Annotated in this window: 22 protein-coding genes, 1 tRNA gene and 1 pseudogene; 19 read left to right on the top strand and 5 right to left on the bottom strand. The window is 61.5% G+C overall.

The features are described 5' to 3' along the window. Nucleotides 1–35: 35 nt before the first annotated feature. Nucleotides 36–1,088, bottom strand: coding sequence for a ribosome small subunit-dependent GTPase A (rsgA, locus tag JQ597_RS05910; RefSeq protein ID WP_212263306.1), 1,053 nt, complete (start codon nt 1,086–1,088; stop codon nt 36–38). A gap of 333 nt (nt 1,089–1,421) precedes the next feature. Continuing rightward, complete coding sequence (locus tag JQ597_RS05915) at nt 1,422–2,228, bottom strand: hypothetical protein (protein WP_212263307.1); 807 nt, start codon at nt 2,226–2,228, stop codon at nt 1,422–1,424. A gap of 505 nt (nt 2,229–2,733) precedes the next feature. On the opposite strand from JQ597_RS05915, the gene JQ597_RS05920 reads away from it, so the two are divergent. From JQ597_RS05920 to JQ597_RS05945, 6 genes are all read left to right on the top strand, one after another. After that, entirely contained in the window at nt 2,734–3,393 is a 660-nt protein-coding gene (locus JQ597_RS05920) for a L,D-transpeptidase (RefSeq protein WP_212263308.1), read from the top strand. Nucleotides 3,394–3,426: 33 nt separating this feature from the next. Further along, on the top strand, nt 3,427–4,797 hold the full coding sequence (locus JQ597_RS37525; RefSeq protein ID WP_249135773.1) for a peptidase M15: 1,371 nt from the start codon (nt 3,427–3,429) through the stop codon (nt 4,795–4,797). A gap of 176 nt (nt 4,798–4,973) precedes the next feature. Continuing rightward, complete coding sequence (locus JQ597_RS05930) at nt 4,974–6,428, top strand: L,D-transpeptidase family protein (RefSeq protein ID WP_283813398.1); 1,455 nt, start codon at nt 4,974–4,976, stop codon at nt 6,426–6,428. Between the two features lie 291 nt (nt 6,429–6,719). After that, nucleotides 6,720–8,096: a CaiB/BaiF CoA transferase family protein gene (locus tag JQ597_RS05935; RefSeq protein WP_212263310.1), complete on the top strand. Its 1,377-nt coding sequence runs from the start codon at nt 6,720–6,722 to the stop codon at nt 8,094–8,096. Between the two features lie 329 nt (nt 8,097–8,425). Continuing rightward, nucleotides 8,426–9,595 (top strand): saccharopine dehydrogenase family protein, encoded by a 1,170-nt coding sequence (locus JQ597_RS05940; RefSeq protein WP_212263311.1) that lies wholly within the window; start codon nt 8,426–8,428, stop codon nt 9,593–9,595. A gap of 82 nt (nt 9,596–9,677) precedes the next feature. After that, nucleotides 9,678–11,276 carry an FAD-binding oxidoreductase gene (locus JQ597_RS05945; protein ID WP_212263312.1) on the top strand — a complete coding sequence of 533 codons (1,599 nt, stop codon included), beginning with the start codon at nt 9,678–9,680 and terminating at the stop codon, nt 11,274–11,276. A gap of 204 nt (nt 11,277–11,480) precedes the next feature. Here the strand turns inward: JQ597_RS05945 and JQ597_RS05950 are convergent, their stop codons facing one another. Beyond that, nucleotides 11,481–12,104, bottom strand: coding sequence for a tyrosine-type recombinase/integrase (locus tag JQ597_RS05950; RefSeq protein ID WP_212263313.1), 624 nt, complete (start codon nt 12,102–12,104; stop codon nt 11,481–11,483). A gap of 289 nt (nt 12,105–12,393) precedes the next feature. Here JQ597_RS05950 and JQ597_RS37530 point away from each other — a divergent pair. From JQ597_RS37530 to JQ597_RS05995, 10 genes and pseudogenes are all read left to right on the top strand, one after another. Next, a pseudogene (locus JQ597_RS37530) lies at nt 12,394–12,498 on the top strand (SDR family NAD(P)-dependent oxidoreductase); the annotation flags it as partial. Nucleotides 12,499–12,515: 17 nt separating this feature from the next. Then, complete coding sequence (locus tag JQ597_RS37535; protein ID WP_249135772.1) at nt 12,516–12,719, top strand: hypothetical protein; 204 nt, start codon at nt 12,516–12,518, stop codon at nt 12,717–12,719. Nucleotides 12,720–12,932: 213 nt separating this feature from the next. Continuing rightward, nucleotides 12,933–14,132 carry an ABC transporter substrate-binding protein gene (locus JQ597_RS05960; protein WP_212263315.1) on the top strand — a complete coding sequence of 400 codons (1,200 nt, stop codon included), beginning with the start codon at nt 12,933–12,935 and terminating at the stop codon, nt 14,130–14,132. 154 nt (nt 14,133–14,286) lie between these two features. Beyond that, complete coding sequence (locus tag JQ597_RS05965; RefSeq protein WP_212263316.1) at nt 14,287–15,177, top strand: branched-chain amino acid ABC transporter permease; 891 nt, start codon at nt 14,287–14,289, stop codon at nt 15,175–15,177. A 9-nt stretch (nt 15,178–15,186) separates the two neighbouring features. Further along, the gene (locus tag JQ597_RS05970) at nt 15,187–16,116 is read left to right on the top strand and encodes a branched-chain amino acid ABC transporter permease (RefSeq protein ID WP_212263317.1); all 930 of its coding nucleotides are present in this window, start codon (nt 15,187–15,189) and stop codon (nt 16,114–16,116) included. Continuing rightward, the gene (locus JQ597_RS05975) at nt 16,091–16,840 is read left to right on the top strand and encodes an ABC transporter ATP-binding protein (protein ID WP_212263318.1); all 750 of its coding nucleotides are present in this window, start codon (nt 16,091–16,093) and stop codon (nt 16,838–16,840) included. Before JQ597_RS05970 ends, JQ597_RS05975 begins: the two co-directional genes overlap by 26 nt. An 8-nt stretch (nt 16,841–16,848) precedes the next feature. After that, entirely contained in the window at nt 16,849–17,568 is a 720-nt protein-coding gene (locus JQ597_RS05980) for an ABC transporter ATP-binding protein (protein WP_212263508.1), read from the top strand. A 16-nt stretch (nt 17,569–17,584) separates the two neighbouring features. After that, nucleotides 17,585–18,499: a branched-chain amino acid ABC transporter permease gene (locus tag JQ597_RS05985; RefSeq protein WP_212263319.1), complete on the top strand. Its 915-nt coding sequence runs from the start codon at nt 17,585–17,587 to the stop codon at nt 18,497–18,499. Then, nucleotides 18,484–19,425, top strand: a complete 942-nt coding sequence (locus JQ597_RS05990; protein WP_212263320.1) for a branched-chain amino acid ABC transporter permease — start codon at nt 18,484–18,486, stop codon at nt 19,423–19,425. The genes JQ597_RS05985 and JQ597_RS05990 overlap by 16 nt, the downstream gene beginning before the upstream one ends. Next, nucleotides 19,422–19,808: a FixH family protein gene (locus JQ597_RS05995; RefSeq protein WP_212263321.1), complete on the top strand. Its 387-nt coding sequence runs from the start codon at nt 19,422–19,424 to the stop codon at nt 19,806–19,808. The genes JQ597_RS05990 and JQ597_RS05995 overlap by 4 nt, the downstream gene beginning before the upstream one ends. Before the next feature lie 309 nt (nt 19,809–20,117). On the opposite strand, the gene JQ597_RS06000 is transcribed toward JQ597_RS05995, so the two are convergent. Next, complete coding sequence (locus JQ597_RS06000) at nt 20,118–20,822, bottom strand: helix-turn-helix domain-containing protein (RefSeq protein ID WP_212263322.1); 705 nt, start codon at nt 20,820–20,822, stop codon at nt 20,118–20,120. Nucleotide 20,823: 1 nt separating this feature from the next. After that, on the bottom strand, nt 20,824–22,011 hold the full coding sequence (locus tag JQ597_RS06005; RefSeq protein WP_212263323.1) for a tyrosine-type recombinase/integrase: 1,188 nt from the start codon (nt 22,009–22,011) through the stop codon (nt 20,824–20,826). 136 nt (nt 22,012–22,147) lie between these two features. Here JQ597_RS06005 and JQ597_RS06010 point away from each other — a divergent pair. From JQ597_RS06010 to JQ597_RS06020, 3 genes are all read left to right on the top strand, one after another. Next, nucleotides 22,148–22,246 (top strand) — tRNA-Glu (locus tag JQ597_RS06010). Between the two features lie 100 nt (nt 22,247–22,346). Then, nucleotides 22,347–24,182: a site-specific integrase gene (locus tag JQ597_RS06015; RefSeq protein WP_212263324.1), complete on the top strand. Its 1,836-nt coding sequence runs from the start codon at nt 22,347–22,349 to the stop codon at nt 24,180–24,182. Nucleotides 24,183–24,262: 80 nt separating this feature from the next. Continuing rightward, nucleotides 24,263–25,672 (top strand): hypothetical protein, encoded by a 1,410-nt coding sequence (locus JQ597_RS06020; RefSeq protein WP_212263325.1) that lies wholly within the window; start codon nt 24,263–24,265, stop codon nt 25,670–25,672. Nucleotides 25,673–25,682: the final 10 nt, after the last annotated feature.

Below are 25,682 nucleotides of genomic sequence, written 5' to 3' on the forward strand. Positions count from 1 at the left end.
TTCGACCCAAACAGGGCGTTCAGGTTAGACGTCAGCTAGTCGTCTTCTAGGTGCGATTTGCTATGGCGGAGGACGGTGGGCCTGCTGCCGCCCGGCTTTATCAGTTTAGGCGTATTGATGCGGTTCTCCGCCACCATCATGCGCCAGCGGGCCACACGCTCCGGGTTCAGTGTGCCGCCGGATACCGCGGTGCTGACTGCGCAGCCCGGTTCGTGAGCGTGCGTGCAATCGCGAAACCTGCAGAGCGGCGCGAGCTCGGTGATTTCTGCGAACAACTCATCAATACCCGCTGCGGCGTCACTGACATGGAGTGTCCGCATTCCCGGCGTATCGATTACCCAGCCCCCGCTCGACATCGCATGAAGCGAGCGTGAGGTGGTCGTGTGACGGCCTTGGGCATCATGCTCTCGAATGCTCCCGGTCTGTTGAAGCTGGTCCGGTGCCACACCCGCCAGCGCGTTGACCATGGAGGATTTCCCCACTCCCGATGAGCCGACCAGCGCCACCGTCTGTCCTCCACCGCACCAGGCATGCAGGTCACCGGCGGCGTGACCATTACGGGGATTGCAGACTACCACCGGCAGCCCGCGTTGCAGAGCAACTGCCTGCTCAAGATATGACCCAGCATCCTTGGTAAGGTCGGCTTTGGTTAGCAAAATCACCGGCGTGATACCGGCTTCATTGGCCAGTGCTACGTAGCGTTCCAGCCGGGCCACGTTGAACTCCGCGTTGCATGATGTGACGATAAATAACGTGTCGATGTTGGCGCCGGCGAGTTGAGGTGCCGCATTCCCCTCGGTGCGCCGCTTCAGCACCGTCTTCCGCGCTAGGCGGCGTTGCATCGAGAACGTCTGCGGGTCGGCGAGCACCCAGTCACCGACGGCAAAATCACCAGTGTTGCTACGGGCCGGCAGCACCAGTCTGATCAAACCAATTTGCGAAATCCCCGAAATACGCGTTCGATGAATGTTGGCGATGCGTACCGGCAGGGCGCGTGCCTCATCCGGTAAGAGCTGGTCGCCGAAGAAATCAGACCATCCCAGATCTACAAGTGATGATCCAGGCAAACCGTCCGAAGGGTTAGTCACTGTGCCTTCCCGCAGAAATCCGAGTTATCCATATCCACCTCAGGCCTGAGCATCTCAATAACATTCCTATAAACGTCTAGACCGCGATTGATGACAGAGAAATGTGCCAAATCGCAGGGCGCGCCAGCGTTTGAGAGCCATTTTCAGCCTGTTGCCGTTCGGCAAGGGGCAGCTATTGGCGCAAAGCGGCCGTTAATGCTGGCTTCTAATCTCACTCTGACCACTACCAGAAAAAGCAGGCGTTCTACGCGTTCAAGCCACCGACGCACAGCGCGCTGTATCGGATCAAAGAGCTGTTTCAGCACAAAACTTCGATGGACACTGCATCGACGGCTACCAATCCTCGTCGTAGATCCACTCTCTTGGGAGTCGAGGTCGCGCTCTTGCGTGCGGCGGCTGAAGCGTCCGCTCGGGCTTGCGCAAGGTCGGAGTCGGCTGCGCCGGCGGCGGCGACGTCTTGGGCGGGTTCTGCTCCGAAACCTTCGCTAGTACGCGTTTCATCTCTTCCTGGTTCGCCTTGAGCTCCTCAATGGCCATTGAACTGTCGCGGACTATCTGTTGCTGGTTCGCCTTGAGCTGTTCGATGTTCCGCTCCAGATTCGCGAGATCGCGCGCCATCGATCGCAGCAACTCTGTGTGATCAGGAAGCGCTGCAGTAGTTGTCGGCGCGGCGTCTTGCGGTGCGGTCTGAGGCAAGGGCGTTGCTTGCGGTGGTGTTGCCTCCGCCGCGGCCACTTGAACGGTAGATGGCGCCGGCTGGGCGGGTACGGGCGGGTTTTCCGACGGCAATGTTGAAACGAGCTGCGGGGCCCAACGGGCGACAACCAGCTTGGCCCCGGCTCCATAGGACGACTGCAAAACCAGAGCAGCGACAACGATGCACGCCGTCAGCACCAAGCCGATGAGCGCCCGGAGCGCCGGCCTTCCAGTCGGTGATTGCGGGCGAGGTCCGGCCGAAGGTGTTCCCCCCGAAGGTGGGCGCGCCGCATCGTGCTCCATTTTTGCAACCTGTTCACTCACACGCGCAAGCTCTTCACCCGCGCGTGTGATCTGTCCGTAGGCGTGGGCGAGTCGTTCATCGGCGCGTGGGACCGGCGCATCGGGGAGGTCATTTGCCTTCGAAGTGGGTGTGGAGTTCATTGGCGCTTCCCTTTTTCGTCCAACGTCATCCCAAGGTCGAGGTCGGTCGACCATTCGTCGGGTCGGCCAGTCGCCAACACTGCGTTCAGTCTTATTCAAAGAATGGCCGTATGATGGAGAGAATGCTTGCATGATTGTCGGACATCAGCAGGGCGGCCCGGCTGGTGGTCCGTTTCGTGCCATCGTCCGGTTCTGGCACATTTGAGACTTGATGGCCGGCTCTGACGATGTCCGTTGACGGATTAGACCGGAAGTAGTTGGCCGACCGGCAAGCGGACGCGAACGGGACCCCTTATTGGACATTGCCGATCTTCAAGCGGAGCATTCGAAAGTCTTTGAAGAGAGTCTGGAAGGACTCGGCTTTGCAGTCCGCAAGTGCACGAGCTGAGCGCGGTTCGATGGACAAACAACCTGATCTCGTTATTGCGTTACTTTCCAGCGACGCCTTGATTTCTGCACTTTTCGAGAAGCAGATGGTCCAATGTAACGCTTTGGAGGACAGGCCATGCCGAGGTCCGGACTGGCGTTGTTGCTTTTTGGGGTGCTCGGGTTTGTCCTCGGCGGTTGCATGCAATCGACGCTCGCACCGTCCTCGAATGCCAGTTTGACCCCGAGGGACCGGCAGTTGCTGGCCCACCCGCCTTATGCGCAGGCGAGCATTCCAGAGACCTATCGTCGGCATATTGTCGACTACATGCGCAAGGAGCAGCCGGGCACGATCCTGGTCGATAGCAATGCACGCTATCTGTATTACGTTTTGCCGGGAGGCAAGGCGATCCGCTACGGCGTGACGGTTGGGGAGGAAGCGCAGGCGTGGTCCGGCGTCGCCACGGTTGGCCGTATGGCTGAATGGCCGGACTGGATCCCCACGGCGGAGATCCAGGCCCGGCTCGGTCCTTACCCCAAGCGCGTTGCGGGCGGTCCGGCTAATCCGCTCGGTGCGCGGGCGATCTACCTTTACGAGGGCAGCAAGGACACGCTGTACCGTATCCACGGCACCAACCAGCCGGAATATATCGGCCATGCCATCTCGTCCGGCTGCATCCGTATGACCAACGAGGATGTCATCGATCTCGTGGATCGGGTGAAGCCGGGCGCGATCGTCGTTGTCCTCCCGCCGGGCCGGAGTGCGTGGTTAGGGCCCGTCGCGGGTTCCCGAAGCTGATCAGTTTTCGCTAAAATACGATGTTCCATCGCGTTGCATTCCGGCGACACCTCCCGGGAAAATCGATACGCCGCAGTTTGCGTCATTGCACGTCCACAATTGATGCAAAGGTTCATCGTCGTCGCATGCTTGGCCGTGCGGCCTGGCTCTGGTGGAGGCGACCGGATGATGAACCCGCGGCGAAGAGCACACGTGGCGTTGGCCCTGTGCGGAACGGTCGGTCTCGCCAGCTGGGTCGTCGCCTCGCTTGCGGGACCCGGTTCGACCCGCATCGAGCTCGCCGGCGCCGCAATGCCAGTCGCCGCAGTGCCAATCGAGGACCGCCGCTCACCATCTCTCACCGCCGAGGTCGTTGACGCACCGCAAGCAACCGCATTGGGCAACATCGATGTCGCAAGCGCCGATACGGCGACGGTCGCCGAATTGGTGATGGGCACGGACGCCGGCAAGATAGTGGCCCCGGATCAACCGAAATCGATTTCGGATCAACCGCCGAAGGTCGAGGCCGCGTTACCCGATTCAACGCGGGTGCCGCCGCCCGAAGCACCGCCCGTGCAAGTCGCAACTGCGAACACGCCTGATCCCGTGCTGGACGAACCCAAGCAAGATCCTGCGCTCGCCGAACCCAAGAACGCCGGGAGCACCCTCGAAATTCGCGAAGAGTGCCTGGCCGCGGAAATCTGCATCGACCGATTCCTGTGGGCGCTCTACGAACGCACGCGCAAGGAGGACACCATCAAGGTCCATGAGCAGAGGAAAGTGACGGTCAAGAAGAAGCGCAAAACCGTGATCGTCACCAGAACCTTCACCAGGCTCGTCGATCAGGACTTCACGTGGAAGGATCCGAAGGCGGCGGAACGAGTCAGCATGCCGATGATGGACTACGTGATCGGAGGCATGGACCGGAGCTTCAGGTTAAAGCTTTTTCACGCGCTCCACGCGGCGGAGCAGGCCGGGCTGTCGCCCGGCATCACCAGCGCGTTCCGCGATGACTATCGTCAATCGATTGCAAGCGGCCTGAAGGCCGCGACCGATAGATCCTTTCATGGTGGCAGTTTCCGTGGCGGCTATGGCCACGGACTTGCGGCCGATATCGTGAGCGTCAAAGGCGCGACCCGGGCGCAGCGATGGGTCTCCACCGAAAAGCTCTGGAAGTGGATCGATGAACACGGCAAGGAGTTTGGAATCGGGCGGCCGTATCTCGGTAGAGATCCGCCGCATGTGGCGCCGGTCGACGGCAAGGAATATGTCTCTCGCCGCGGGGGCGCGAAAACTCAGCAAGCGGAATCGTCGGTGATGCAGCGCGTCCGGCTGGCAGCGCGCGCAGATACCAGCGCGAAGCGGACCACCTCGGCTGAGCGGCCTAAAGTGAAGATGCGCGTTGCGGCTCAGGTCCGCAGATGAAGCCACGCAGAGCTTGAGCGCCATCGGCTTTTGCCGGTTCTAGGTTGGCAAGTCCGACCTGATATCGCCACGTTGTGAATCTACCTGAATACAAGGTGGCGTAGACCAGATCAGATGGGGCGCGCATGACGTCTCGTGGTGCGAATTCGAAGTGCAGGCAGACGCGGCTGCGGCCCATGTGTCTTGCCGTTGCGAGTCTGGCCATGCTGATCGCGGCCGGGAACGATGCGGACGCGAGAAGCGGCGAACGCTTGATCGAGTCCATCGAGACGCGCAGCGCGGGCGAGCCGCTCATGGCCATCGTTTCGCTCCGCGACCAGCGGATCACCGTCTACGACGCCAAGGGGTGGATGCTGCGGGCGCCGGTGTCGAGCGGCTCGAAGGGACGCGAGACGCCCGCCGGGATATTCAGCGTCATCCAGAAGGTCGAGGAGCATTACTCGAACCTGTATGACGATGCCTTCATGCCGCACATGCAACGCATCACCTGGTCAGGTATCGCACTGCATGGCGGTGTCCTGCCGGGGCGTCCGGCGTCCCATGGCTGTATCCGGCTGCCATTCGACTTCGCCGAACGGCTGTTCGACGTGACCAAGATGGGCATGCGGGTGATCGTGGCGCCAAGCGATGTGACGCCCGTCGAGCTTGTCCATCCGCTGCTGCTCCAGCCCAAACCGGGTGCCGGCGCCATGGCCGCCGCCCGCACCGCAGAGGCACAAGAGGCGGCGAGGAAAGCGGCGCAGGCGAGGCTGGCCGCGGAGACGGCGTTCCGGGAGGCCTCGCGCGCCAGGGAGCCGGTTCGCGCGGCGGAAAATCTGAAGCGCAGAGCCGGGGCGCAATTGGCGGCTGCCGAGACCAAGCTTGGCGCTCTTGTCTCGGCGGAGGCAAAGGAGCAGGCCGAGGATGACAAGGCAAAGGCCGCTGTCAAGGTCGCGGAGCTGCAGCTGCAATCGAACGCCGCCAACGCGGATCTGCAACTGAGGCTCGATGCAGTCACTGCTGCGCGTGAAGCTGCCGCCGCGGCGGAGACGGCGCGGGCCGCGGCAGCCGAGGCGGCCCGCCAGGTCGAACGCGAAATGCAGCCGGTATCGGTGGTGATCAGCCGCAAGACCCAGCGGCTTTATGTCCGTCAGGCATTCAAGCCCATCCTTGAAAGTCCGGTCACGATCGCAGATCCCGATCGTCCATTCGGCACGCATGTCTTCACCGCAGTCGAACACTCGGGCGACGATACCAAGTTGCGATGGAGCGCCGTCTCAATGGGCGGCGGTCGTCCGCCCGGCGCCACGCTTGAGCCGGACGACCGGGCGCGCGCGAAGCGTGGTCGCGACGCTGAGCCGGTGCCGACGGACCCCGGCACCGCAAAGGCTGCGCTCGACCGCATCAGCATTCCGCAGGACGCATTGGATCGCATCGGCAATATTGCGCCGAGATCTTCCCTGATCGTCACGGACGAGCCGTTGAGCACGGAAACCGGCAAGGGCACGGATTTCGTGGTGCTGTTGAGCGGCGAGCCCCAAGGCGGCATCGATAAACGGCGGCGCAGTCCGGGGACTGGATTCCGCTACGCGCGCCCACGCAGCTCGCCGTTTTGGCGCTCGCCGTTCGGAAATAGCTTTTCCGCCTGGTGAGACCATTCTTCGCGCGGCAACTCCGCTTAGTGAAACCTAGCCTCGCGTCGAGCGGATCGGATAGCCTATCGAATCCTCGAATTTGCTGCGATGCATGAGTCTCTTGTTGGCACTTTTGAGACATGCTTGCCTATCCTGAGAATGTCCGGTCACCGGGGTAGACCGGAAGTAGCCGTGGTTCGGCCAAACCGACGCGAATGACCCAAGGCGGACATCGCGTGCCGCTTGTGAATGAGCTTGATTTGAACCGGGATTTTCGATTGCATGATGCCCACAACAGGGGGGTGTTGCATGCCGCACGATCCAAGGCTTGTGAAGGACGAAGACAAGATCGAGCAACTTCGAAGCACCATCCCGGAGTGGATCAAGAAGCTTCAGCGACCGAAAACGCCGTGTGTCACGCCCGCATTCGGTCCGTTGGAGGGCATTCGTGCGGTCGGCACCGGGCAGCTGATCGCCCAGCCCTACATTGGCACCAAGCTCGCAGAGTTCGGCGCTGAGGTGATTCACGTCGAGAAGCCGGGCGGTGACATTTTTCGCTTCACCGCGCCGCAGTTGGTGCGCGGGCCGCGCCCCCACGGAGGCGATGAGGCCGAAGTCACGAAGAACAAGTTGTCGATGGGACTCGATTTCAAGAAGGAGCGCGGCATCGAGCTATTGATGGCGCTGTGGAAGATTTCAGACGTATGGATGGAATCGTCTGCCCCCGGCACATGCGAACGTAACGGAATCACCAACGAGTTGGCGCTGGCGGTCAACCCTAGTCTCGTGATCGTGCGCGTCAGCACCTACGGTCAGTACGGAAAGCAGGAATATCTTGGGCGACCGGGCTACGATGCGATCGCACAGGCCTACGGCGGCATGATGAATTTGACCGGCGACCCCGCTGGTCCGCCGCAGCGCGCCAAATCCTATACCGGCGACTATGTCACCGCGCTAACCGGGTGGGCGTCAACAATGATGGCGCTGTGGGAGGTCAAGAAGAGCGGGCGGGGACAGGTGATCGACCTCGCGCAATATGAAGCGGTCGCCCAGACCAACGGCAATACACTGCCGATCTTCACTGGCGAGGGTGCGGTCTCCGGGCATACCGGTAATCGGCCGGCGGGCTTCCAGCCCTACGATACGTTCAAATGCAGCGACGGCTGGGTCTATATCGGCGCGCTCGGCGGCGCAATCTACGATCGGGTGCCGAGATTCCTCGGGCTTGATCCCGTCGAGTACAGCTATGACGAGTGCTCGAAGGACGCGGTCGCGGTCAACTCGGAGAAGGGGCGCGAACTCGACCGTCGGCTGCGCGACTATTGCGCTGCGCATACGGCACTTGAGGTGGAAACCGCGGTGAACGCGGCTCAGATTGGCTGCGCTCGCGTGTTCAACGTGCGCGACCAGTATCACGACGAGCACTATGCGGCTCGCGAAATGACCGTCCCCGTACTCGATCGTCAGTCTGGTGTGCCGATCCGAGTCTTCGGCGTGGTGCCGAAGATGTCGCTGACACCCGGCCGCATCTGGCGCGGTGCGCCGTCGATCGGCGACGACACCACGGACGTCCTCTCGACGATGCTGGGTCTTTCGCCGGCTGAAATAGACGGACTGTACGCGGAAGGTATCGTGCACCGAATGGAGCCGTACGTAGCGCCACAGGTTGCCCCAGCCAATCCATAGGACGTGACGGCTGCCGCGAAGTCCAGGGACGCCCAACGCCGTCCGGTCCACGGCACTTTTCGGACCTGACTGACGCGGCTGACGCTGTCCGTTATTGAGGGTAAAGCCGACTTCCCGGTTGCACCTCCGGACTTCGGAGTTTGACCCCAACCGGATGTTGCGCGCCCCAAGGCAGGAACTGTGGTATCCTCCATCAAACGCGATGGGACGGTTCAATGAAGCGGCGGACCCTCAAATGGCACTTGCTGCTCGTGCTGAGCGTCCCCGTGTCCTGCGATTGCACACGGAACTGAAGATAGCTCTCCCGGGTCTCGAGGAGGACCAACGTCGTGAAGCGGGACTTCGACCTCATCGTCTATGGCGCGACGGGTTACACTGGCCGTCTCATCGCCGAATATCTGGCGACGTCCTATTGCGGCGACGATGCTCCGTCCTGGGCGATCGCGGGACGCTCGACCGACAAGCTCCAGAAGGTGCGTGCCGACATCGGCGCACCGGACGATTTGCCTTTGGTTAAGGCGGATGCCGCCGAGCCGGCCAGCCTGCGTTCGATGTGCGCGCGTGCGGCCGTGATCATCACGACGGTCGGGCCTTATCAGCTCCACGGTCCCGAGCTTGTGGCGGCCTGCGCGGCCACGGGCACGGCCTATGTTGATCTGTGCGGCGAACCGGCTTGGATGCGGCGCATGATCGACGCCCATCACGAAGAGGCGAAACGGACCGGCGCGCGCATCGTCTTCTCCTGCGGCTTCGATTCCATCCCGTTCGATCTCGGCGTGCTCACGTTGCAGGAGAAGGCGCGCGAGAAATTCGGACGCCCGGCGCGGCGGGTCAAAGCCCGCCTGCGCAACGTGAAAGGCGGCATGTCTGGCGGCACCGCCGCGAGCGCTCGGGCGACGTTGGCCGCCGCCGCGCGCGACCCGGCCCTGATGCGGCTGCTGACCGATCCCTTCGCGTTGACGCCGGGGTTCACCGGGCCGTCTCAGCCGTCGGGCCTCATCCCCGAATACGACCCGCGCATGAACGTGTGGCTCGTGCCGTTCCCCATGGCGCCGATCAACACCAAGAACGTGCACCGCACGAATTTGCTGTTGGGTCATCCCTACGGCATGGACTTTGTTTACGACGAGATGATGGTCGCGCCGGGATTTGGGGAACTCGCTCGCGTGACGACGGAGACGTTCGCCACGATGGTTTCCTTGGTCGCGACCGGCGGTCTCAAACCCGGCGCAGGCCCGACTCGGGAAGAGCGCGAGAAGGGCTCCTACGACATCCTCTTCCTGGGCGAACTGCCGGATGGCGGACGGGTCGAGGTGGTAGTCACGGGCGACCGCGATCCGGGCTACGGCTCGACCAGCAAGATGATCGCCGAGAGCGCTCTCTGTCTCGTGCGCGACGTGCAGGGCGAGGGCGGCATCTGGACGCCGGGCGCGCTGATGGGTCCGGCATTGCGCAAGCGTCTAAGGGAGCGCGCCGGCCTCACCTTCAGCGCGCGTTGAGGTAATGTTCAGAACTGCAGCGGCGTGCTGAATATCGCGGCTATCTCGGAAATCACAGACAAAAAAAAGCAGGAAGAATGCCATGAGCGGTACAAGGTTAAAACATTACGGCTGGGGCCGCGAAGACGAAGGCATGACTGCTGAGGAGCAGGCTTTCGTGCTCGGCCGTTACCACGCGAAATTCGCGTGCGATGCGTTTGAGACAAAAGCCGTGCCGCGTCTTGAGGACCTAGCACTGCGGGCGCCGCGCGTTGCGCTGACGACCTCACTTGCCGCTTTCTGTACGAGCGAACGCTACGACCGGGTCGCGCACACCTACGGCAAATCCTATCCAGACTACGTGCGAGCCATGCTCGGCGACTACGATAGCGCGCCCGACGTGGTCGCATATCCACGCAACGAAGCAGAGATTTCCGCTGTGATGGACTGGGCCGGTGGTGTCAGCGCCTCGCTGACGCCGTTCGGGGGCGGGTCGAGCGTCTGCGGCGGCGTCGAGCCGCGAGTCGATGGGCTTCGCTATAAGGCGGCCGTCACACTTGACCTACGCAATCTCGGTAAGGTTGTCGAGATAGATCAGATATCGCGCGCCGCACTGATCGAGGGCGGTACCTATGGTCCATCGTTGGAGAACCAGCTTAAGCCGCACGGCGTCACGTTGCGGCATTTTCCGCAGAGTTTCGAATATTCAACCCTTGGCGGCTGGATCGCGACACGATCGGGCGGTCATTTCGCCAGTCTCTACACGCATATAGACGATTTCGTCGAAAGCCTGCGCGTCGTGACACCGCGCGGCATACTGGAAACGCGTCGATTGCCGGGATCGGGTGCTGGACCGAGCCCCGACCGCATGCTCATAGGCTCGGAAGGCACGCTCGGCGTGATTTCGCGCGCCTGGATGCGATTGCAGCCACGTCCGAAATTCCGTGCCGGCGCATCGGTTCGTTTCCATTCATTCTTCGGTGCGGCACGCGCATTGCGCGCCATCGCACAGGCCGGCCTCTATCCATCGAACTGCCGCATCCTTGACGCGCAAGAGGCGTTCAACACCGGTGCGGCCGACGGCAGTGTCGCGGTCATGGTGCTCGGCTTTGAATCCGGCGACCATTCGCCGGATGCCTGGATGGCACGTGCGCTCGAATGCTGCGCCGACCATGGCGGGACGCCGGAGGCCGCAAAAGCCGGCGATGCACATCTCGAAGGCGCGGCAGGAATATGGCGGAACGCATTTATTCGCATGCCATATGCGCGCGAGTTTTTGACACCGGCCGGTCTCATCAACGACACGTTTGAGACCGCTATCACCTGGGATCGGTTCGAAAGTTTCCACGACAAAGTAAAGGCGGCGACGGAGCGTGCGATCCTCGAAGCGACTGGCCTGAAAGGCGAGGTCACATGCCGCTTCACCCATGTCTATCCGGACGGGCCCGCGCCCTATTTTTCTTTCCACGCACTCGGCCGCCACGGTGCGCTTCTGGAGCAGTGGCAGGCGATCAAGAGTGCGGCCAGCGACGCGCTGATTGAGGCGGGTGGTACGATCACGCATCATCACGCTGTTGGCCGTGATCATCGGCCTTGGTACGATCGCCAGCGCCCGGAACTTTTCGCGGCCGCGCTTCGGGCAGCAAAAAGAGAACTCGATCCACAAGGCATGCTCAACCCGGGAGTGCTCATCGATCCGTAACGCGGATCGACGCGCCAACGGGACTAAGCGAACAATTGTGCTATTTGCTGCGGTGCACGAGTCCGCTGTTGGCTCTTTTCGGACATGCCCCAATTTCTGAGTTGAGTCTGCTTTCGGGTGTAAACCGGAAGTTGGACCTCGAAACTCCGAAGGGCAGCTATTGGCGCGGAAACGACCACCGGCGTGATGCCGGTGGTAGGGTGATTAAAGCTCGACTTGCTCTGCAATATTCAGTGCGTCATCTACCTCAATCCCGAGATATCGGACGGTGCTCTCCAGCTTCGTATGGCCGAGGAGGAGTTGCACCGCGCGGAGGTTGCCGGTCTTACGATAAATCTGGGCGGCCTTTGTACGCCGCATCGAGTGCGTGCCATAAGAGGCCGAATCTAAGCCGATGCTTTTAACCCAGCGATGCACCAGCCGAGCATATTGGCGGATTGATATGTGAGGGCTGGCATGAAGTCGGCTTGGGAACAGATATCGGGAACCAGTGGTCCGGAGCATTAGTAGCAAGGCTTCAACGGAATTTCTCGATTGCTCCGTGATCTCGAATTGGACTGGCCGTCCTGTCTTCTTTTGGACGATCGTTGCTCGATGCCGCACCTTTAGTCCAGAGCAAACGTCGTCCAATCTCAGTTTGACTAAGTCGCAGGCGCGAAGCTTGCTGTCGATCGCTAGGTTAAAGATTGCAAGGTCGCGCCTTGATCGTGCGATCTCTAGGCGAACTCGAATGGACCAAACATGCTTCGGTTCGAGAGGTCTTTTCTGGCCGACGAGCAACCCCTTATTCCAAGGCTGTGGCCGGTCTTTGCCGATAGGAGTAGGCATGACAGTTTCTCCGCCATCCCGCCCTCCGCGTCGCTATATAGCGAGCCGAAGACTATAGCGTCAAAACCTGTCTTGACCGTTGATCTCACCCAAGCGGCCGTTTGTGATCGGCCGCTTACGGCGCGAAGCGGCCGTTGACGTTCAGACGTTAGATCTCGTTAGCTGCGGCCTGGCTGGAGACACGGAGGTGGCCGGGGTTCGGTGCGCGAAGCATCGATTCGATAGATGAAATTCTCGGCGCCCCGCCACGTCTTCTTAAACATCGATAGAGCCTTGGAGCCATTCTGGCATGTCCCTTGGAGATAAGATCGTCATTGTAACCGGCGCTGCATGCGGGATAGGGTTGGCCACCGCAAGGCTGTTCGCCGCGAAAGGTGCTCACGTCGTGATCGCGGAGCCACCGGTGCGGAAATGCTGCAGGCAGAATTCGGCGGCGTCGATCAGTTCGGCCGGGGTACGAGCCATCGCGGGAGTGATCTGCAATTGGAAGGGCGCAGTGTCGGTTCTAATCTGCCACCTGTCGATGCTGTGCCCAAGATCCTTTTGCGCAATGCGGTTAGCTTTGCCGATCGTTCGGTAATGCGCGAGAAGCAGTTCGGGATCTGGCGGGAATAGACCTGGAAAGAGGTGCTCGTTTGGTCCGGCCCGCCCGGCCAATTGGCTTGACAGGTTAGACTACGGTGTCGGACACTCAATTCGATCGTTTCGCGAAACCATCCATGGTATCGCTATACGACGATATTCCCGCACTAAAACCGGGCGCCAAGTCCCGGACAATTGCAGATTTCGCCGCCTACGATGCGGTCGCCGATCGGGAGGGAAAACGTCATGATCAAGAAATCTCTGACTCTAGTTGCGGCTGCGGGCGCCATTGCCGGAATGGTCGCTGCTTCAGCCGCGGAGGCCCAGGAGCGTGCGGTCAAGATCGCGGGCTTCGGCGCCAAGTCGGGTGTGGTGCGCGTCTTCGGCATCAACAGCGAAGCGGCGCTGAAGGCGGCGCTCGAGCAAATCAACAATGGCGGCGGCGTCACGCTCGGTGACGGCACCAAGGGCAAAATCGCCCTCGAATATTACGATGACCGCTGCAACGCCGAAGAAGGCATTTCGGTCGTGCGCCGCATCGCATCCACGGAAGCGATCATTGCGGTCGGGCCGACCTGCTCGAACGTGGCTGAATCGCTGTTCGGCATTCTGCAGAAGAAAGTCGGCGACAGCTCGGACTCGGGGCTTCAATTTCCGATCATCGCCGATGTCGCGGCGAAAGGCGGACTTGCCAAGATTTCGGAGTGGGCATTCCGTAATGTGCCGAGCGAGTTCGAGATGTACAAGTCGTTGTTCGCCTGGGTGAAGACGCAGTACCCGGACGTCAAGACGATCTATGGCGGCGTGGAAAAGGATTTCGCGCATTCCAACGCCACCTTCGGCGTGATCAAGACGCAGGCCGAAGCCAGCGGGCTCCAGCTGCTGGGGCAGGGCGAGTGGCTTCTGAATGACACGACGTTCTCGACCCAGGTGCGCGAGATGAAGCGCGCCAATCCGGACGTGGTGGCGATATCAGCCCATCCGTTCACGACCTGCGGCGTGCTCAAGGAAATGCAGCGCCAGAGCGTCAAGCCGAAACTGCTGATCGGCCTCACCTCGTCGTCGTCGATCGAAACGCTGCAGGGCTGTGGCGTACAGGCCGAAGGAATCGTGATCCCGACCAGCTTTGCGCCGGTCACGCCGGAAGCCACCAAGGCGGCCGAACTGGTTGCGAAGTTCGGCGGCAGCGCCGATCTGCACAGTGCGGCGGCCTATGAGATCGCGTTCATCCTGAAGAACGTGATCGAATCCCAGAAGGTCATGGGCAAGCCTGACACGGTTGCCGCGGACCGGGAGAAGATGCGCGCGGGGCTCGCGGCATTGAAGGAGACCGACGGTCTGCTCGGCAAGGTCGGCCGTACCGCTGATCGCGAGGCGATCAAGCCGTTCCTGTTCGTCCATGCCAAGGACAACACCTGGAAGGTTCTGCACCGGCCAGCATCCTGACCGCTGTAACGCGGGACGAACCGGTCTTGACCCGGTTCGTCTCGCCGGCGGCCCGACGAGCGAGCGATCCGCTCCGGGATCGGGAACGCCCGTCGTTCGGCGCGACCAATTGTTCGGCGCGAAATGGCTCAACTCCACCCTGGATACCCAAGGCATGTCCTATCTCGACGTCATCGACACGCTGCAATCGGTTGCTGATGGCGTTCTGTTCGGCGCGACCTATTCCCTGCTCGGGATCGGCTTCACGCTGGTGTTCGGCGTCATGCACAAGATCAACCTGTCCTACGCGGCGGCGTCGATCGGCGCCGCCTACGCCAGCCTGATCGTCCTGTCAGTAGTTAAGGCGCCGGCGATTTTCATATTTCTGCTGGCCGGCCTCGCCGGTGGCATCATCGGCTTCATGATCTATGTCGTCTGCTTCCGCTTCATTCCCCAGGCCAATCCGCTCGCCACTTTGATGTCGACGGTAGGCGCGCTGCTCTTGATCGACGAGATCATCGTGCATGCGACGGTGGGCATCCCAGTGCCCTATCCCGCGCTGTTCTCCGACGTGATCGTCAATGCCGGGCCTTTCACCCTGCGCGGCGATCTGATGTTCATGTTCGCGCTGGGCTGCCTGTCTATGCTGCTGCTACTTGTTCTGCTCTACCGCACCAAGCTCGGCATCGCGACGCGCGCGGTGGCGCAGCAGCCCGTTGCGGCGCAGCTGTGCGGAATTTCGATTCCACGCATCAACGGTCTGACCTTCGTCATCACCGGCGTGGTCGGCGGCATCGCCGGCGCCATGATCGGGGCCGCCATCGGCGTGCTGTCGCCGCTATTGTCGCTGCCGCTGACCACCAAGGGCCTGATCGTCACCGTGATCGGCGGACTGGGCTCAATACCCGGCGCGATCATCGCCGGCCTGCTGGTCGGGGGATTCGAAAACCTGTTTCAGTACTTCCGCGGCGTCACCGAACGCGACCTCTATGTCATGCTGCTGCTGTTCGGGTTTCTGGTGTTCCGGCCGGGCGGCATTTTCTCCCCCGCCGCCGGGCGGGACTGAGGGGACCGGATGGATTTTTATCTCGGGCTTGCCCAGATCGTCGGCGTCCACACCTTGCTGGGGCTTTCCGCCTATTGCGTCCTGCTGACCGGACAGGTCAGCCTGGCGCAGGCCGGCTTCTTCGCGATTGGCGCCTATGTCGCGGCGATGCTGACGGTGCTGGCCGGCTGGCACATCGTCCCCGCGATCGCCGCCGCATCGTTCGTCGCCGGCGCCACCGCCTGCGCGGTCTCCTTCCCCGCGCTGCGCGTCAAGGGCCTGATGCTGGTGGTCGCGACGCTGGCGTTCGGCGAGGCGGTGCGACTGTTCTTCTTCAACTTCGACTATCAGGTTGCGAAAGGCGAAGTGAAGATCGGCCCCGCCGGCGGCGAAGGCTTCCGGCAGATCAGATTCTTCCCGGAGAATGGCTGGTCGACGCTCGACGTTCTGATCTTCATCTGGCTGTTTGTCGCGCTCGTCATGGCGGGCCTGTGGTGGATGGATCGCTCGCGCGCCGGCGCCGTGCTGCGCGCCGTGGGTGAGGACGAAGTCGCCGCCCAGAGCGCCGGGATCAATGTGACGGCGGTCAAGGTGGCGGCGATGACGGTCGGCGGCTTCATTGCCGGGCTCGGCGGCGGAATCTTCGCCCATTACACCGCCCATATCGAGCACGCCCAGTTCGGCGTCGCGCTCGCCACCTTCGCCATCGCCTATCCCATCCTTGGCGGCCTCTCGAGCGTGTTCGGGACCCTGATCGCCGTGGTCTTCGTACAGGGCTTTCTGATCGAGGGGCTGCGCTTCCTCGGCGACTGGCGCAACCTGCTGTTCGGCGGCCTCATTCTGCTCGCCATGAATGTCAGGCCGCGCGGACTTATCGATGCGGCGACGATCGCCGCGGTCAAGCGCATGCGGACTAGCAACAAGGAGCCGGGCAATGCTCGAACTCAAGGGGCTGAGTAAACATTTCGGCGGCGTGCGCGCCGTCGACGGCCTCGACCTCCGTGTTCCCAGGGGCGAGGTGTTTGGCCTGATCGGGCCGAACGGCTCCGGCAAGTCGACGGTCGTCAATCTCGTTTGCGGCCTGTTTCCAGTCACGGCAGGAGAGGTGCTGTTGCGCGACGAGGACATCACCGGGTTGGCCTCGCATGTGCGGGTGGCGCGCGGAGTTACCCGCACATTTCAGAACATCAGATTGTTCGGCCAGCTCAGCGTCTGGCAGAATTTATGGGTGGCGCAGAACTCGACCGAACACCGCAGCGAGGGCTTCCTGCGCCGCTGGCTTGGCGGTCCGGGCCGCGCGCGCGAGGAAATCGACCGGATCCTCGAGTTTTCCGATCTGTCGGGCAAGCGCGACGAACTCGCGGGCAATCTCGCGTTCGGCGAACAGCGCCGCCTCGAACTCGCCCGCGCCGTCGTGGCCAAGCCGGCGCTGCTGCTGCTCGACGAGCCGGCCGCCGGAATGAACGCCGAGGAGATCGACCAGCTCGACGCCCGCATCCGCAAGCTGAAGCAGGATGGCCTGACGATCCTCTTGATCGAGCATCACATGGAGCTGGTGATGGCGGTAACGGATCGAATTGCGGTTCTCAATTTCGGCCAGAAGATCGCCGAGGGAACGCCGGACGAAGTGCAGACCAATCCGCTGGTGCAGCAAGCCTATCTTGGCGTGGCGGAGGCGGCGTGATGGAGGCGATGCTCGAAATTACCGACGTCGTCACGGCTTACGGCAAGATCGAGGCGCTGAAGGGCGTCTCGCTCAGCGCCGCCAAGGGCCGCATCACTTGCCTGCTCGGGCCGAACGGCGCCGGCAAGACCACGCTGATGATGTCGATCGCCGGAGCCCTGAAGCCGCGCCAGGGCTCGATCAGGCTGGAGGGGAGCGAACTTGTCGGCCTTTCGCCGGCCCGCATCGTCGGCAACGGCGTCGCGCTGGTCCCGGAGAACCGGCTGGTGTTCCCGCAGATGAGCGTGCGCGAGAACCTGCTGGCCGGCGCCTACCAGCGCAACGATTCCGGTGAGGTCACCGCCGACCTCGAGCGGATGTATGCGCGCTTTCCGCGCCTGAAGGAGCGGCGCGAGCAGCTGGCCGGAACGCTGTCCGGCGGCGAGCAGCAGATGCTGGCGGTGGCGCGCGCGCTGATGTCGCGTCCGCGGCTTCTGCTGATGGATGAGCCGTCGCTCGGCCTCGCTCCCATTGTCGTCAAGGAGATCTTCGGCATCATCGCCGAACTGAACCGGGAAGGCGTGACGATTTTCCTGGTCGAGCAGAACGCCCATCTGGCGCTGCAGGTCGCGCACCATTTCTATCTCATGGAACAGGGCCGCGTGACATTCTCCGGAAATCCCGGCGAACTGGCGGAGGACGAAGTCATCAAGCGCGCCTATCTCGGCACGCGCCGTTCGGCCGGTTGATCGGATCGGCGCGCGCATGATCCCCTTCATCCAGACCACGCTGGACGGTCTGATGGTTGGTTCCTCCTACGGGCTTCTGGCGCTCGGCTTCGCATTGATCTTCGGCGTCATGCGTCGGCTCAACCTGAGCTATGGCCCCTCGATCATGATCGGGGCCTATCTCGGTACGCTGCTCTACATCAAGTTCGGCCCGCCGACCTATGTCGTGGCGATCGTCGCGGTCGCAGGCTCGGTGATGGCCGGAATCTATGTCGAGCGGCTCTGTTTCGCGCCGCTCGGCGTCGGCGCCGGCGTTGCCTCGATGGTTTCGAGCTTCGCGATCTGGATGCAGCTCGAGCAGGCGAGCCTGCTGATGCTGCCGCGTCACAGCTATCCGTTCCCGTCGCTGACCGGCGGCGAACTCTGGTCGCTGGGTCCATTCGTGGTGCGCCCCGACTACCTCATCATGCTGGCCGCGATGCTGGCGATGTCGGCTGCCCTCACTCTGCTGCTGTATCGCACCCGGTTTGGTCTGGGCTTGCGCGCGATCGTTGAAAACAGCCTCGCGGCGAGTCTTTCCGGGATCGATGTCGAGCGCACCATGCTCAAGGCTTTTGCGCTGGCGTCGGCGATCGGCGGCGTCGCCGGCTTTCTCGTGCTGTCGGCCAATCAGCAGGTCACCGCGATGCTCGGGATGTGGGCGACGCTGAAGGGGCTGATCGCCATGATGATCGGCGGGCTCGGCTCGATTCCCGGGGCGATTGTCGGCGGCCTCGCTCTCGGCGTCATCGAGGCCCACAGCCAGAACCTGTTTGGGCCGCAGGTGCGCGATCTCGCCGCCTATGCCGTTCTGTTCGTGCTGCTGGTGCTGCGGCCGGGCGGCATCCTCGGCACCACGGCGGTCCGCAGGGGTATGGGCCAGCGCGGAGGTGATCGATGGACGACCACCTGATCGGCATCGTCTCCAACATCGGCGTGATCTCCTTTGTCGCGCTGTCGGCCTATCTGCTGCTGTTGACCGGGGAAATCTCCTTCGGCCAGCAGGCCTTCTTCGCCATCGGCGCCTACACCTCCGGCATCGTCACGGCGATGTGGCAGTTGCCGTTCGCCCTCGGGCTCGGCGCGGGCGCTGCGACGGGTGCGGCCGCCGCCTTGCTGGTCGGGCTGCCGACGCTGCGGCTGCACGGGTTGCAGTTTGCCATCGCCACGCTGGCGTTCGCGGAGGCCGTGCGGATTCTGTTCGAACTGTTCCGCTATCAAATCGTACGCGACGGCGAACTGGTCGGACCAAATGGCATCGAGGGTTTCCGCAATATCCGCTACATCTTCGAGAACGACGTCAGCGCGACGCAGTTCATGCTGATCATCTACGGACTGCTCGGCGCCACCCTGTTCGGCCTCTTTCTGCTCGAACGATCGCGGCTTGGCACCGCCTTTCGCATGATCGGGGAGGATGATCTGCTCGCCGCCACGCAGGGCGTCGCGGTGGTCCCGGTCAAGCTGACGGCGGCCTGCCTTGCCGGCACCATCGCCGGTCTCGGCGGCGGGCTCTATGCGCATCTCACGACCTATGTCGAGCCCGCCATCTTCGACGTGATGCTCGGCGTGCACAGCCTTGCCTATGGCCTGATCGGCGGCCTCGGCACCGCGTTCGGGCCGCTGCTCGGCGTCGTCATCGATATCGGGCTGCTGGAGTCGACGCGCTGGTTTGCCGGCTATCGCATGATCGTGTTCGGCGGTCTGGTGGCGGTGCTGCTGATCGTCCGCCCGCGCGGGCTGCTTGACGAGCAGCTGGTGCACCGGATCCGGCGCGCGGTTCGCCGCCGGCCGCGGCCTTCGCCCGCAAACGACACTGTCCTCGGAAAGGAGCTGTCATGATCGCCGTACCGGGTTTCCTGCTTTCGCTGCTCGTCGCGATGGTTTTGTCCGGGAGCGGACTGGCCGCCGGCGTCAAGGCCAAGGCGGAGGTGAGTTGCGCGGCCACCGCAAAGTCGCTCGAATACGACTGCGCCATCAAGCTGTCGGACCAGCGAAGCGGGGCGGCGCTGACCGGCGTCGATGTGACGGTCGGCGCCGATATGCCGTCGATGCCGATGGCCCACAACGTCAAGCCGGTCAAGGCCGTTCCCGACAGCGCGGCGGGGACCTACCGCGCGCGCATCCTGCTTGAGATGCACGGCGACTGGGCCGTCAAGGTCGATCTCGCCGGCCCCGTCAGGGACCGCATCGTCAAGTCCATGCGGTTCGAGCCGAAACCGTGAACCGCTGCTGGACTGAGTAGGAAAGAGTAGAGACCTTATCAGTTAGCGTGCATGCAAGTTCCAGAACGTCCGATGAGCGAATGACCGCTGTTGGCGCAAAGCAGCCGCTCGCTGGGATGTCCCTTAGGAGGGCAGAACGGACGTATGCGTCGGCCCATGACCGGTTTTGCCACCCTTCGCCGACAATCACCGCGCTTTATTTCTGTTGTCCGCTGTGGGGCATTTCGTTCAGCGCCACATAGCGCGCACTTGGACGATCGAGTGGCGCGCAAGTCAACGCGAGCTTTGAGCTTACCTAACGGGTTGTCATCAGCTTGACCCAGTGGGAGCTTCTTCAAGGTTATTGAGAAATTCGTCTAGGTCTGTTTCCAAAATCAACGTGCGGGTACCACATTTTCTTGCGCGCAGTCTGCCGCGATCTTTTTCCTCGTAGAATTTGGTCTTAGACAAGCCGGTCCGCTCCATCACGTCTTCGACAGAGAACGCACGGGTCGCTAATACCCTGCCCGTATCATCCCGGCTGAGCCGGCCGAGCGTTCCAGGTGAATCGAGTGACCCGGCACCCACCGTTTGCGCCATCCACCGCTCGAAGGCCTCTCGCAGGAGGAAGACGGGTTGCCGCATTCCATTGAGCGAACAGTCTGGACCAGGCATTTGCGAACCGGTGTAGTCGAAATTGATTCCCACTTGCTCTCCGGATTTTGCCCACTCTCGAGGATCGAGCTCGAGGTCAACGCCGGTTTGAATGTTGTGAATGTATGCACGTAAATCGCCGTCCCTGAGAGCCCATCGAAAAATGCTCTCCGCGCGATCGGCCGCTACGACCACGGCTGGATAAGGATTTTCCAAAGAGGATTCCTCTTGCGGATCGGGAGGTATTTCCTCCCATTGAACGCTTCGCTCCGCCAGGTCTCTCCAGTCCGGGGTAAGATGCCGATACAAGTCCTCAAACGCCTCGCTCAGCCGGATCGCCCCCTGCGGGATCATGTTCGGTGCTTTTTCTATTTCGTCCATATTAGAAGCCCTGGGATTGCAGCTTGGGAGCGCCTTGCTCGATATACTTGCGTTTCTTTTCGGACAGAACCTTCGCGTATGTTTGCTCAATCATCCTGACGCTGGTTCCGCAATTGTCGGCGATAATGGTGAGCGGAACGTTTTCTTCGATGGCCTCCGAGATATATGCGTGCCTGAGCGCATAAAAACAGCCCTTCGGATCGAGCTTCGCCTTTCGGATGGCCTTCTTCATGGGGCGGACTTGATCGGACGGTTTCCATCGCGCTCCGTCCTTCTTTTCGAAGATGAATGCATCGGCAGGACGACCGGCAGTGATGTGGGAAAACATCTTTACGGCACTCGTCTGGAGGATGATGGGGCGCGATCCGGTTTTACCCGAAACGGTCAGAAACCCGCCGGCCCCGTCGAAGTGCGCGACTTTCGCGCCGGTCAACTCTTCGTAGCGACCGCCTGTTGCATATCCGCCTTCGACCAGTCTGGCGAATTTGGCATCCTCGATCGTATTGATCAGTTTCTGAGCCTGAGGCGGGGAAAATCGGACTTCCCGGGGACGGGCGACGTCTTTGAATGGCTTCACTTTGCGCCACGCCTGATCGCTGGGAATCGCGTTGGCCTCGTCATCGCAGGCATGATTGAGAAACGCCTTCAGCATGCTGAGAACCCGATTGGCCGAGTCCTTCGATTTTCGGACGGCTTCCTTGTCGTCCGATTTCTTCACGAGCGACGCCTTCCAGCCGTCCAGTTGGGTTTTCGTGAGATCCACTACCCTGAACGTGCCCAAACGCGGGAGGATATGCTTGTTGACGCGACCCTTGGTGGTATGCGCGCTGCGTGCGTTCTTTGCTTCCAAGGTCGGAAGATAGTTGTCGAACGCTTCCTTGACGGTGATCGAGCCGGGCGCTGAGCCGCTGGGTCTCCCCAACTCTCTGACTTTGTCGACTGCCTGCCAGTAGCTCAACACCGTCTCACCGTCGGCCTCGACGTAGTCATCGGCAACTCCGATTGCCTTCGTACTCATTCCCCCTTTGCCGTCGGACTTGCGGAAGATCCACGTGCCGTTTGTCTTGGTGCGGCGGTAACCCACGGACAACCCCTGTCCGACCGACTCGAAACGCGGCTTCTTGCTCTGCTTTAGGTCCAAGCGCGCATTGCGTGAATCCAGCGCTGCGCTTTTCAAACGTCTAACCATGGCGGCTGCTCTCATTGCGGTTGCAAACAAGTCTAGCCGCGTATCCAGTAAGTGTCCAGTTGACGTGCGCTAACGCCAGCGAACGCCCACGAACGCGTAAGGACGCCAGTGTCCAGTTAAACGAGTGATTACTGAGGCTTGTACGAACGTGGGCGAACGCCAGCGAACGCGGCGAGCTGTATGTATTAGCCCTCTCAAGGCTGAAACAGGGGTTCGATTCCCCTAGGGAGCGCCAGCGCACTAAGAAGCGTTGATAACTCAAGAACATCTGTGAAATCAGGCCTTGGCTGCTGTTGTGGTGGTATCACGCGGTGGGTCATTTGGCGCGGGCGCTCATGGGTTTGATGAAGGATAGGCACGGGACTTGGTACGCCCGTGTGAAGGTCCCTGAACGGCTACAGACGGCTGTTGCGCGCGTGCTCGATCAGGGCAAGGAGCGCCAGAGCTTCCTTAAGAAGTCCCTAGGCACCAAAGACCTCAAGACAGCAAACGTCCGAGCGAAGCCCGTGCTTGCCGGGTTCGATAGAACTTTAAGCGCCGCCACTGCACTGGCGGAGCCTGCGCCAGCGGCCCGGGCGAGTTTGAACGCAACAGAGATTGCGCGAATGGCGGAATATGTGTTCGCCGAACAGCTCGCATTGGACGAGCGTTTTCGATTTGGCGGGCGGGACGAGTGGAAACGGCTTGAGGCTCAGGTTCGCCGACAATTGGACGAAGGGGAGGAAATGCCGACCCCGGCGTTTCTTTACGACGCGTTGCCCACGTACGGTCTCTCCGTGGGTCAGCTGGACCTGCGCCGCGAATACGATGCAGAAAACTTGAGCGGAATGCGCGATGCGCTCGCACAAGGCGACATTTTGGCGGTCGAGCATCACGTCACGGACGCTCTGGCCGCGTTCGGCATCAATCTCGATCCGAGCAGCTCCTCCTACGCGAAACTGGGCATTGCGGTCCTGCAGTCTTATGTCCGCGCGCTACAGGCGATTGGGCAGCGAAACGCGGGTGAACCTGTCGAGACACCAAAGGTCACCACGGGTTTCCCAAGTGCGCCTGATGCTGGAGGGACACTTCGCGTTGCGTTCGAAGGCTGGAACAAGGAGCGTGAGCGAGGCAAGAACTCGGTTGGAGAATATAAGCGGGCCGTTGAGATGTTCATTCAATTGCACGGCGACTTACCTATCGCTGCGTTGAGGAAGTCTCATGCACGGGAGTATCGTGAAGCCATTCAAGGCGTGCCGCGCCGCCGTACTGGCGCACTGCTTAAAGCTACCCTTCCCGAACTGCGCGAGTGGGGCCGGAAGCATCCTGAGCTACCCAAGGTCTCGCAAGGTACGATCAACAAGCAGTTGGGAGCTGTGCAGACAATCGCTGGCTGGGGTCACCGCAACGGAGTCATTCCCGAGGACGTGCCGTGGTCCGATCCCTTCCATAAGATGCGCGTCGAAGAAGACGGGTCCGACCGCACGTCGTTTGAGAGTTCGGACCTCAAGCTGCTCTTTGCTGCCCCTGTATTCACCACTCACGACTTTCCCGAAGGAGGCCGCGGCTACGCCGCATTCTGGTTACCGCTGCTGGCACTGTTCAACGGCGCGCGTCAGGCTGAATTGGCGGGGCTCACTGTGGCCGATGTCAAGACAGAGCCGGAGACACAAACGCCGCTGCTCTTCGTCACCAAACAGACGTCCAGAGGTAAGCGCCTCAAGACCAAGGCCTCTCAACGGGTCATTCCCGTTCATTCCCAGCTCGTGAAGCTGGGTTTCCTCAGATATGTCGAAGATGTCCGGCGAAAAGCTGGCGACAATGCTTTCTTGTTCCCGCTGGTCGCGCCCCAACATGAGTGGGATCGTGCAGGCGTCTCAGCGTGGTCGAAATGGTTTGGTCGATATCTCGACGCCCAAGGTGTCACCGACACTGCCAAAGTGTTTCATTCGTTCAGGCACGGCTTCAAGGACGCACTGCGGAAGGCTTCGCCCGATGAGGAATTGCGGGACGCGCTGACGGGTCACAGGGGTCCGAAGTCAGTCGGCCGAGAGTACGGCGCGAAGGAGATGCTAACGCGATTCGGTATCAAGCTGCTGAAGGATGCAGTTGCGAGGGTTGAATATCACGGCTTGGACCTCTCGCATGTCCGGCCTGTCGGTGTCCGAACGACCACTGCCAAACGAAAATGATTTGATCCCCGCTGCATCGTGCTACCGAACTGTAGCTCAGCCCCCCGTCGCCCGAACACACGAGAGGCTTACCCGCCCATATGACTGAAGAAGCCCATTACCCGGAGTTGCCCGAAACCTTGGAGCCGCGCGGCATCGCGAAGACTTCCTCTGAGGTCACCGCTGAACTCTACCGTGCACCTCGCGCAAACCACAAAGGCCGCGCAATCAGTGCCGATGCCACGAGGCTCGTTTCGTTTCTCGATGAAACCTATCCGCGTCCATCGAGCGCGGGTGCGCACAAGGGACCGTACCGTGCGGGGGACAAGTTCGCGGACCGGCGTCGTCAGGCCATCGCATCATGGTTGGCTGAGTTGCTGATTTCAACGGTTGTGGAAGATGGTGGTGGCTGGCTCGCGGTGTCGCTGAACAAGGCTAACTTCAATGAGCCCAGCCCTGTCAGCTGGCGCACGTTCGGTGGAATACGCAAGCCGTGGATTGCAGCAGGCCTGTTGGAAGAGAACAAGGGATTCCCTGGCATCTTGGCATTCGACAATCCCGGGCCGCTGGTGGGGAGACTATCGCGGTTTCGGGCGACCCCAAGGCTTCTTGAGATTTGCGAGAGCAACGGCATCACGGTGGACAACGCCGACGAGCACTTCGCAGTCGAGTTCGACATGCCTTCGGAACTTGTGCGAATCACGAGCCCGCCCATGCCGACCCGCAACACCCCTCACGTACAACGGATGCGCGATGAGGTCGCGGATCTGAACGCTTTCTTTGGCAAGCACAAGTTAGAAGGTGCGCGACACAGCGGCTGGGTACGCATGTTCCACGAAGCCACAGGCCGCGACTTCAACTTCGACAGGGGAGGTCGCCTATATTCTCAGCCCGGCATACCCAAGTCGAACTATCAGCACATGCCCCGAGAAAGCCGCATCGCGTTGAAGATTGATGGGGAGTCTCTGTCGGAGATTGACATTAGCGGGTCCTACTTGACCATCTTCCACGCAGCGCACGGCCGCGCGGTGGATGTTGCTGGCGCTTACGAAGGCATCCTAGGTCCAGAGGGCATCGACCGTGCCATAGTAAAAGCGTGGGTGAATGCTTCCTTCGGCAACCGAGGGTTAATCGGTCAATGGTCTGCCCGCTTGAAGAAGGACTTCGCCAAGAAGCACCGCAATGAAGGCTGGGAGATTGATCCGAAGAAGTATCCGGTGAAGCGCGTGCGCGCCGCGGTGCTTGCTAGGCATCCGTTGCTTGCTTCTTGGGGCCAGCAGGCTCCCAGAATACCGAGTAGCTACGGCGACCTAATGTTTTTAGAGAGCCGCGTGATCATCTCGACCATGGTTCGCCTTGCAACTGAACACTTCATCCCATCGGCACCCGTCCATGACAGCCTGCTGGTCCCTAGGTCCAAGGTCGGGGTTGCTCGGCGATTGTTGCAGGAACAGTTCAAGGACGCGCTCGGTGTCACGCCATTGCTCAAAGTCTACCCCTCGCTGACCTAGGTCAGCTTGG

Source organism: Bradyrhizobium sp. AUGA SZCCT0177 (assembly GCF_018130125.1).
In the GTDB taxonomy this organism is placed as follows: domain Bacteria; phylum Pseudomonadota; class Alphaproteobacteria; order Rhizobiales; family Xanthobacteraceae; genus Bradyrhizobium.

Bases quoted from the DNA above. Each gene is read 5' to 3' on its own strand.
- JQ597_RS05915 (WP_212263307.1), bottom strand. From the start codon at position 2,228: ATGAACTCCACACCCACTTCGAAGGCAAATGACCTCCCCGATGCGCCG.
- JQ597_RS05920 (WP_212263308.1), top strand. From the start codon at position 2,734: ATGCCGAGGTCCGGACTGGCGTTGTTGCTTTTTGGGGTGCTCGGGTTT.
- JQ597_RS05930 (WP_283813398.1), top strand. From the start codon at position 4,974: ATGTGTCTTGCCGTTGCGAGTCTGGCCATGCTGATCGCGGCCGGGAAC.
- JQ597_RS05935 (WP_212263310.1), top strand. From the start codon at position 6,720: ATGCCGCACGATCCAAGGCTTGTGAAGGACGAAGACAAGATCGAGCAA.
- JQ597_RS05945 (WP_212263312.1), top strand. From the start codon at position 9,678: ATGAGCGGTACAAGGTTAAAACATTACGGCTGGGGCCGCGAAGACGAA.
- JQ597_RS05950 (WP_212263313.1), bottom strand. From the start codon at position 12,104: ATGCCTACTCCTATCGGCAAAGACCGGCCACAGCCTTGGAATAAGGGG.
- JQ597_RS37535 (WP_249135772.1), top strand. From the start codon at position 12,516: ATGCTGCAGGCAGAATTCGGCGGCGTCGATCAGTTCGGCCGGGGTACG.
- JQ597_RS05960 (WP_212263315.1), top strand. From the start codon at position 12,933: ATGATCAAGAAATCTCTGACTCTAGTTGCGGCTGCGGGCGCCATTGCC.
- JQ597_RS05965 (WP_212263316.1), top strand. From the start codon at position 14,287: ATGTCCTATCTCGACGTCATCGACACGCTGCAATCGGTTGCTGATGGC.
- JQ597_RS05970 (WP_212263317.1), top strand. From the start codon at position 15,187: ATGGATTTTTATCTCGGGCTTGCCCAGATCGTCGGCGTCCACACCTTG.
- JQ597_RS05975 (WP_212263318.1), top strand. From the start codon at position 16,091: ATGCTCGAACTCAAGGGGCTGAGTAAACATTTCGGCGGCGTGCGCGCC.
- JQ597_RS05980 (WP_212263508.1), top strand. From the start codon at position 16,849: ATGCTCGAAATTACCGACGTCGTCACGGCTTACGGCAAGATCGAGGCG.
- JQ597_RS05985 (WP_212263319.1), top strand. From the start codon at position 17,585: ATGATCCCCTTCATCCAGACCACGCTGGACGGTCTGATGGTTGGTTCC.
- JQ597_RS05990 (WP_212263320.1), top strand. From the start codon at position 18,484: ATGGACGACCACCTGATCGGCATCGTCTCCAACATCGGCGTGATCTCC.
- JQ597_RS05995 (WP_212263321.1), top strand. From the start codon at position 19,422: ATGATCGCCGTACCGGGTTTCCTGCTTTCGCTGCTCGTCGCGATGGTT.
- JQ597_RS06000 (WP_212263322.1), bottom strand. From the start codon at position 20,822: ATGGACGAAATAGAAAAAGCACCGAACATGATCCCGCAGGGGGCGATC.
- JQ597_RS06005 (WP_212263323.1), bottom strand. From the start codon at position 22,011: ATGGTTAGACGTTTGAAAAGCGCAGCGCTGGATTCACGCAATGCGCGC.
- JQ597_RS06015 (WP_212263324.1), top strand. From the start codon at position 22,347: ATGGGTTTGATGAAGGATAGGCACGGGACTTGGTACGCCCGTGTGAAG.
- JQ597_RS06020 (WP_212263325.1), top strand. From the start codon at position 24,263: ATGACTGAAGAAGCCCATTACCCGGAGTTGCCCGAAACCTTGGAGCCG.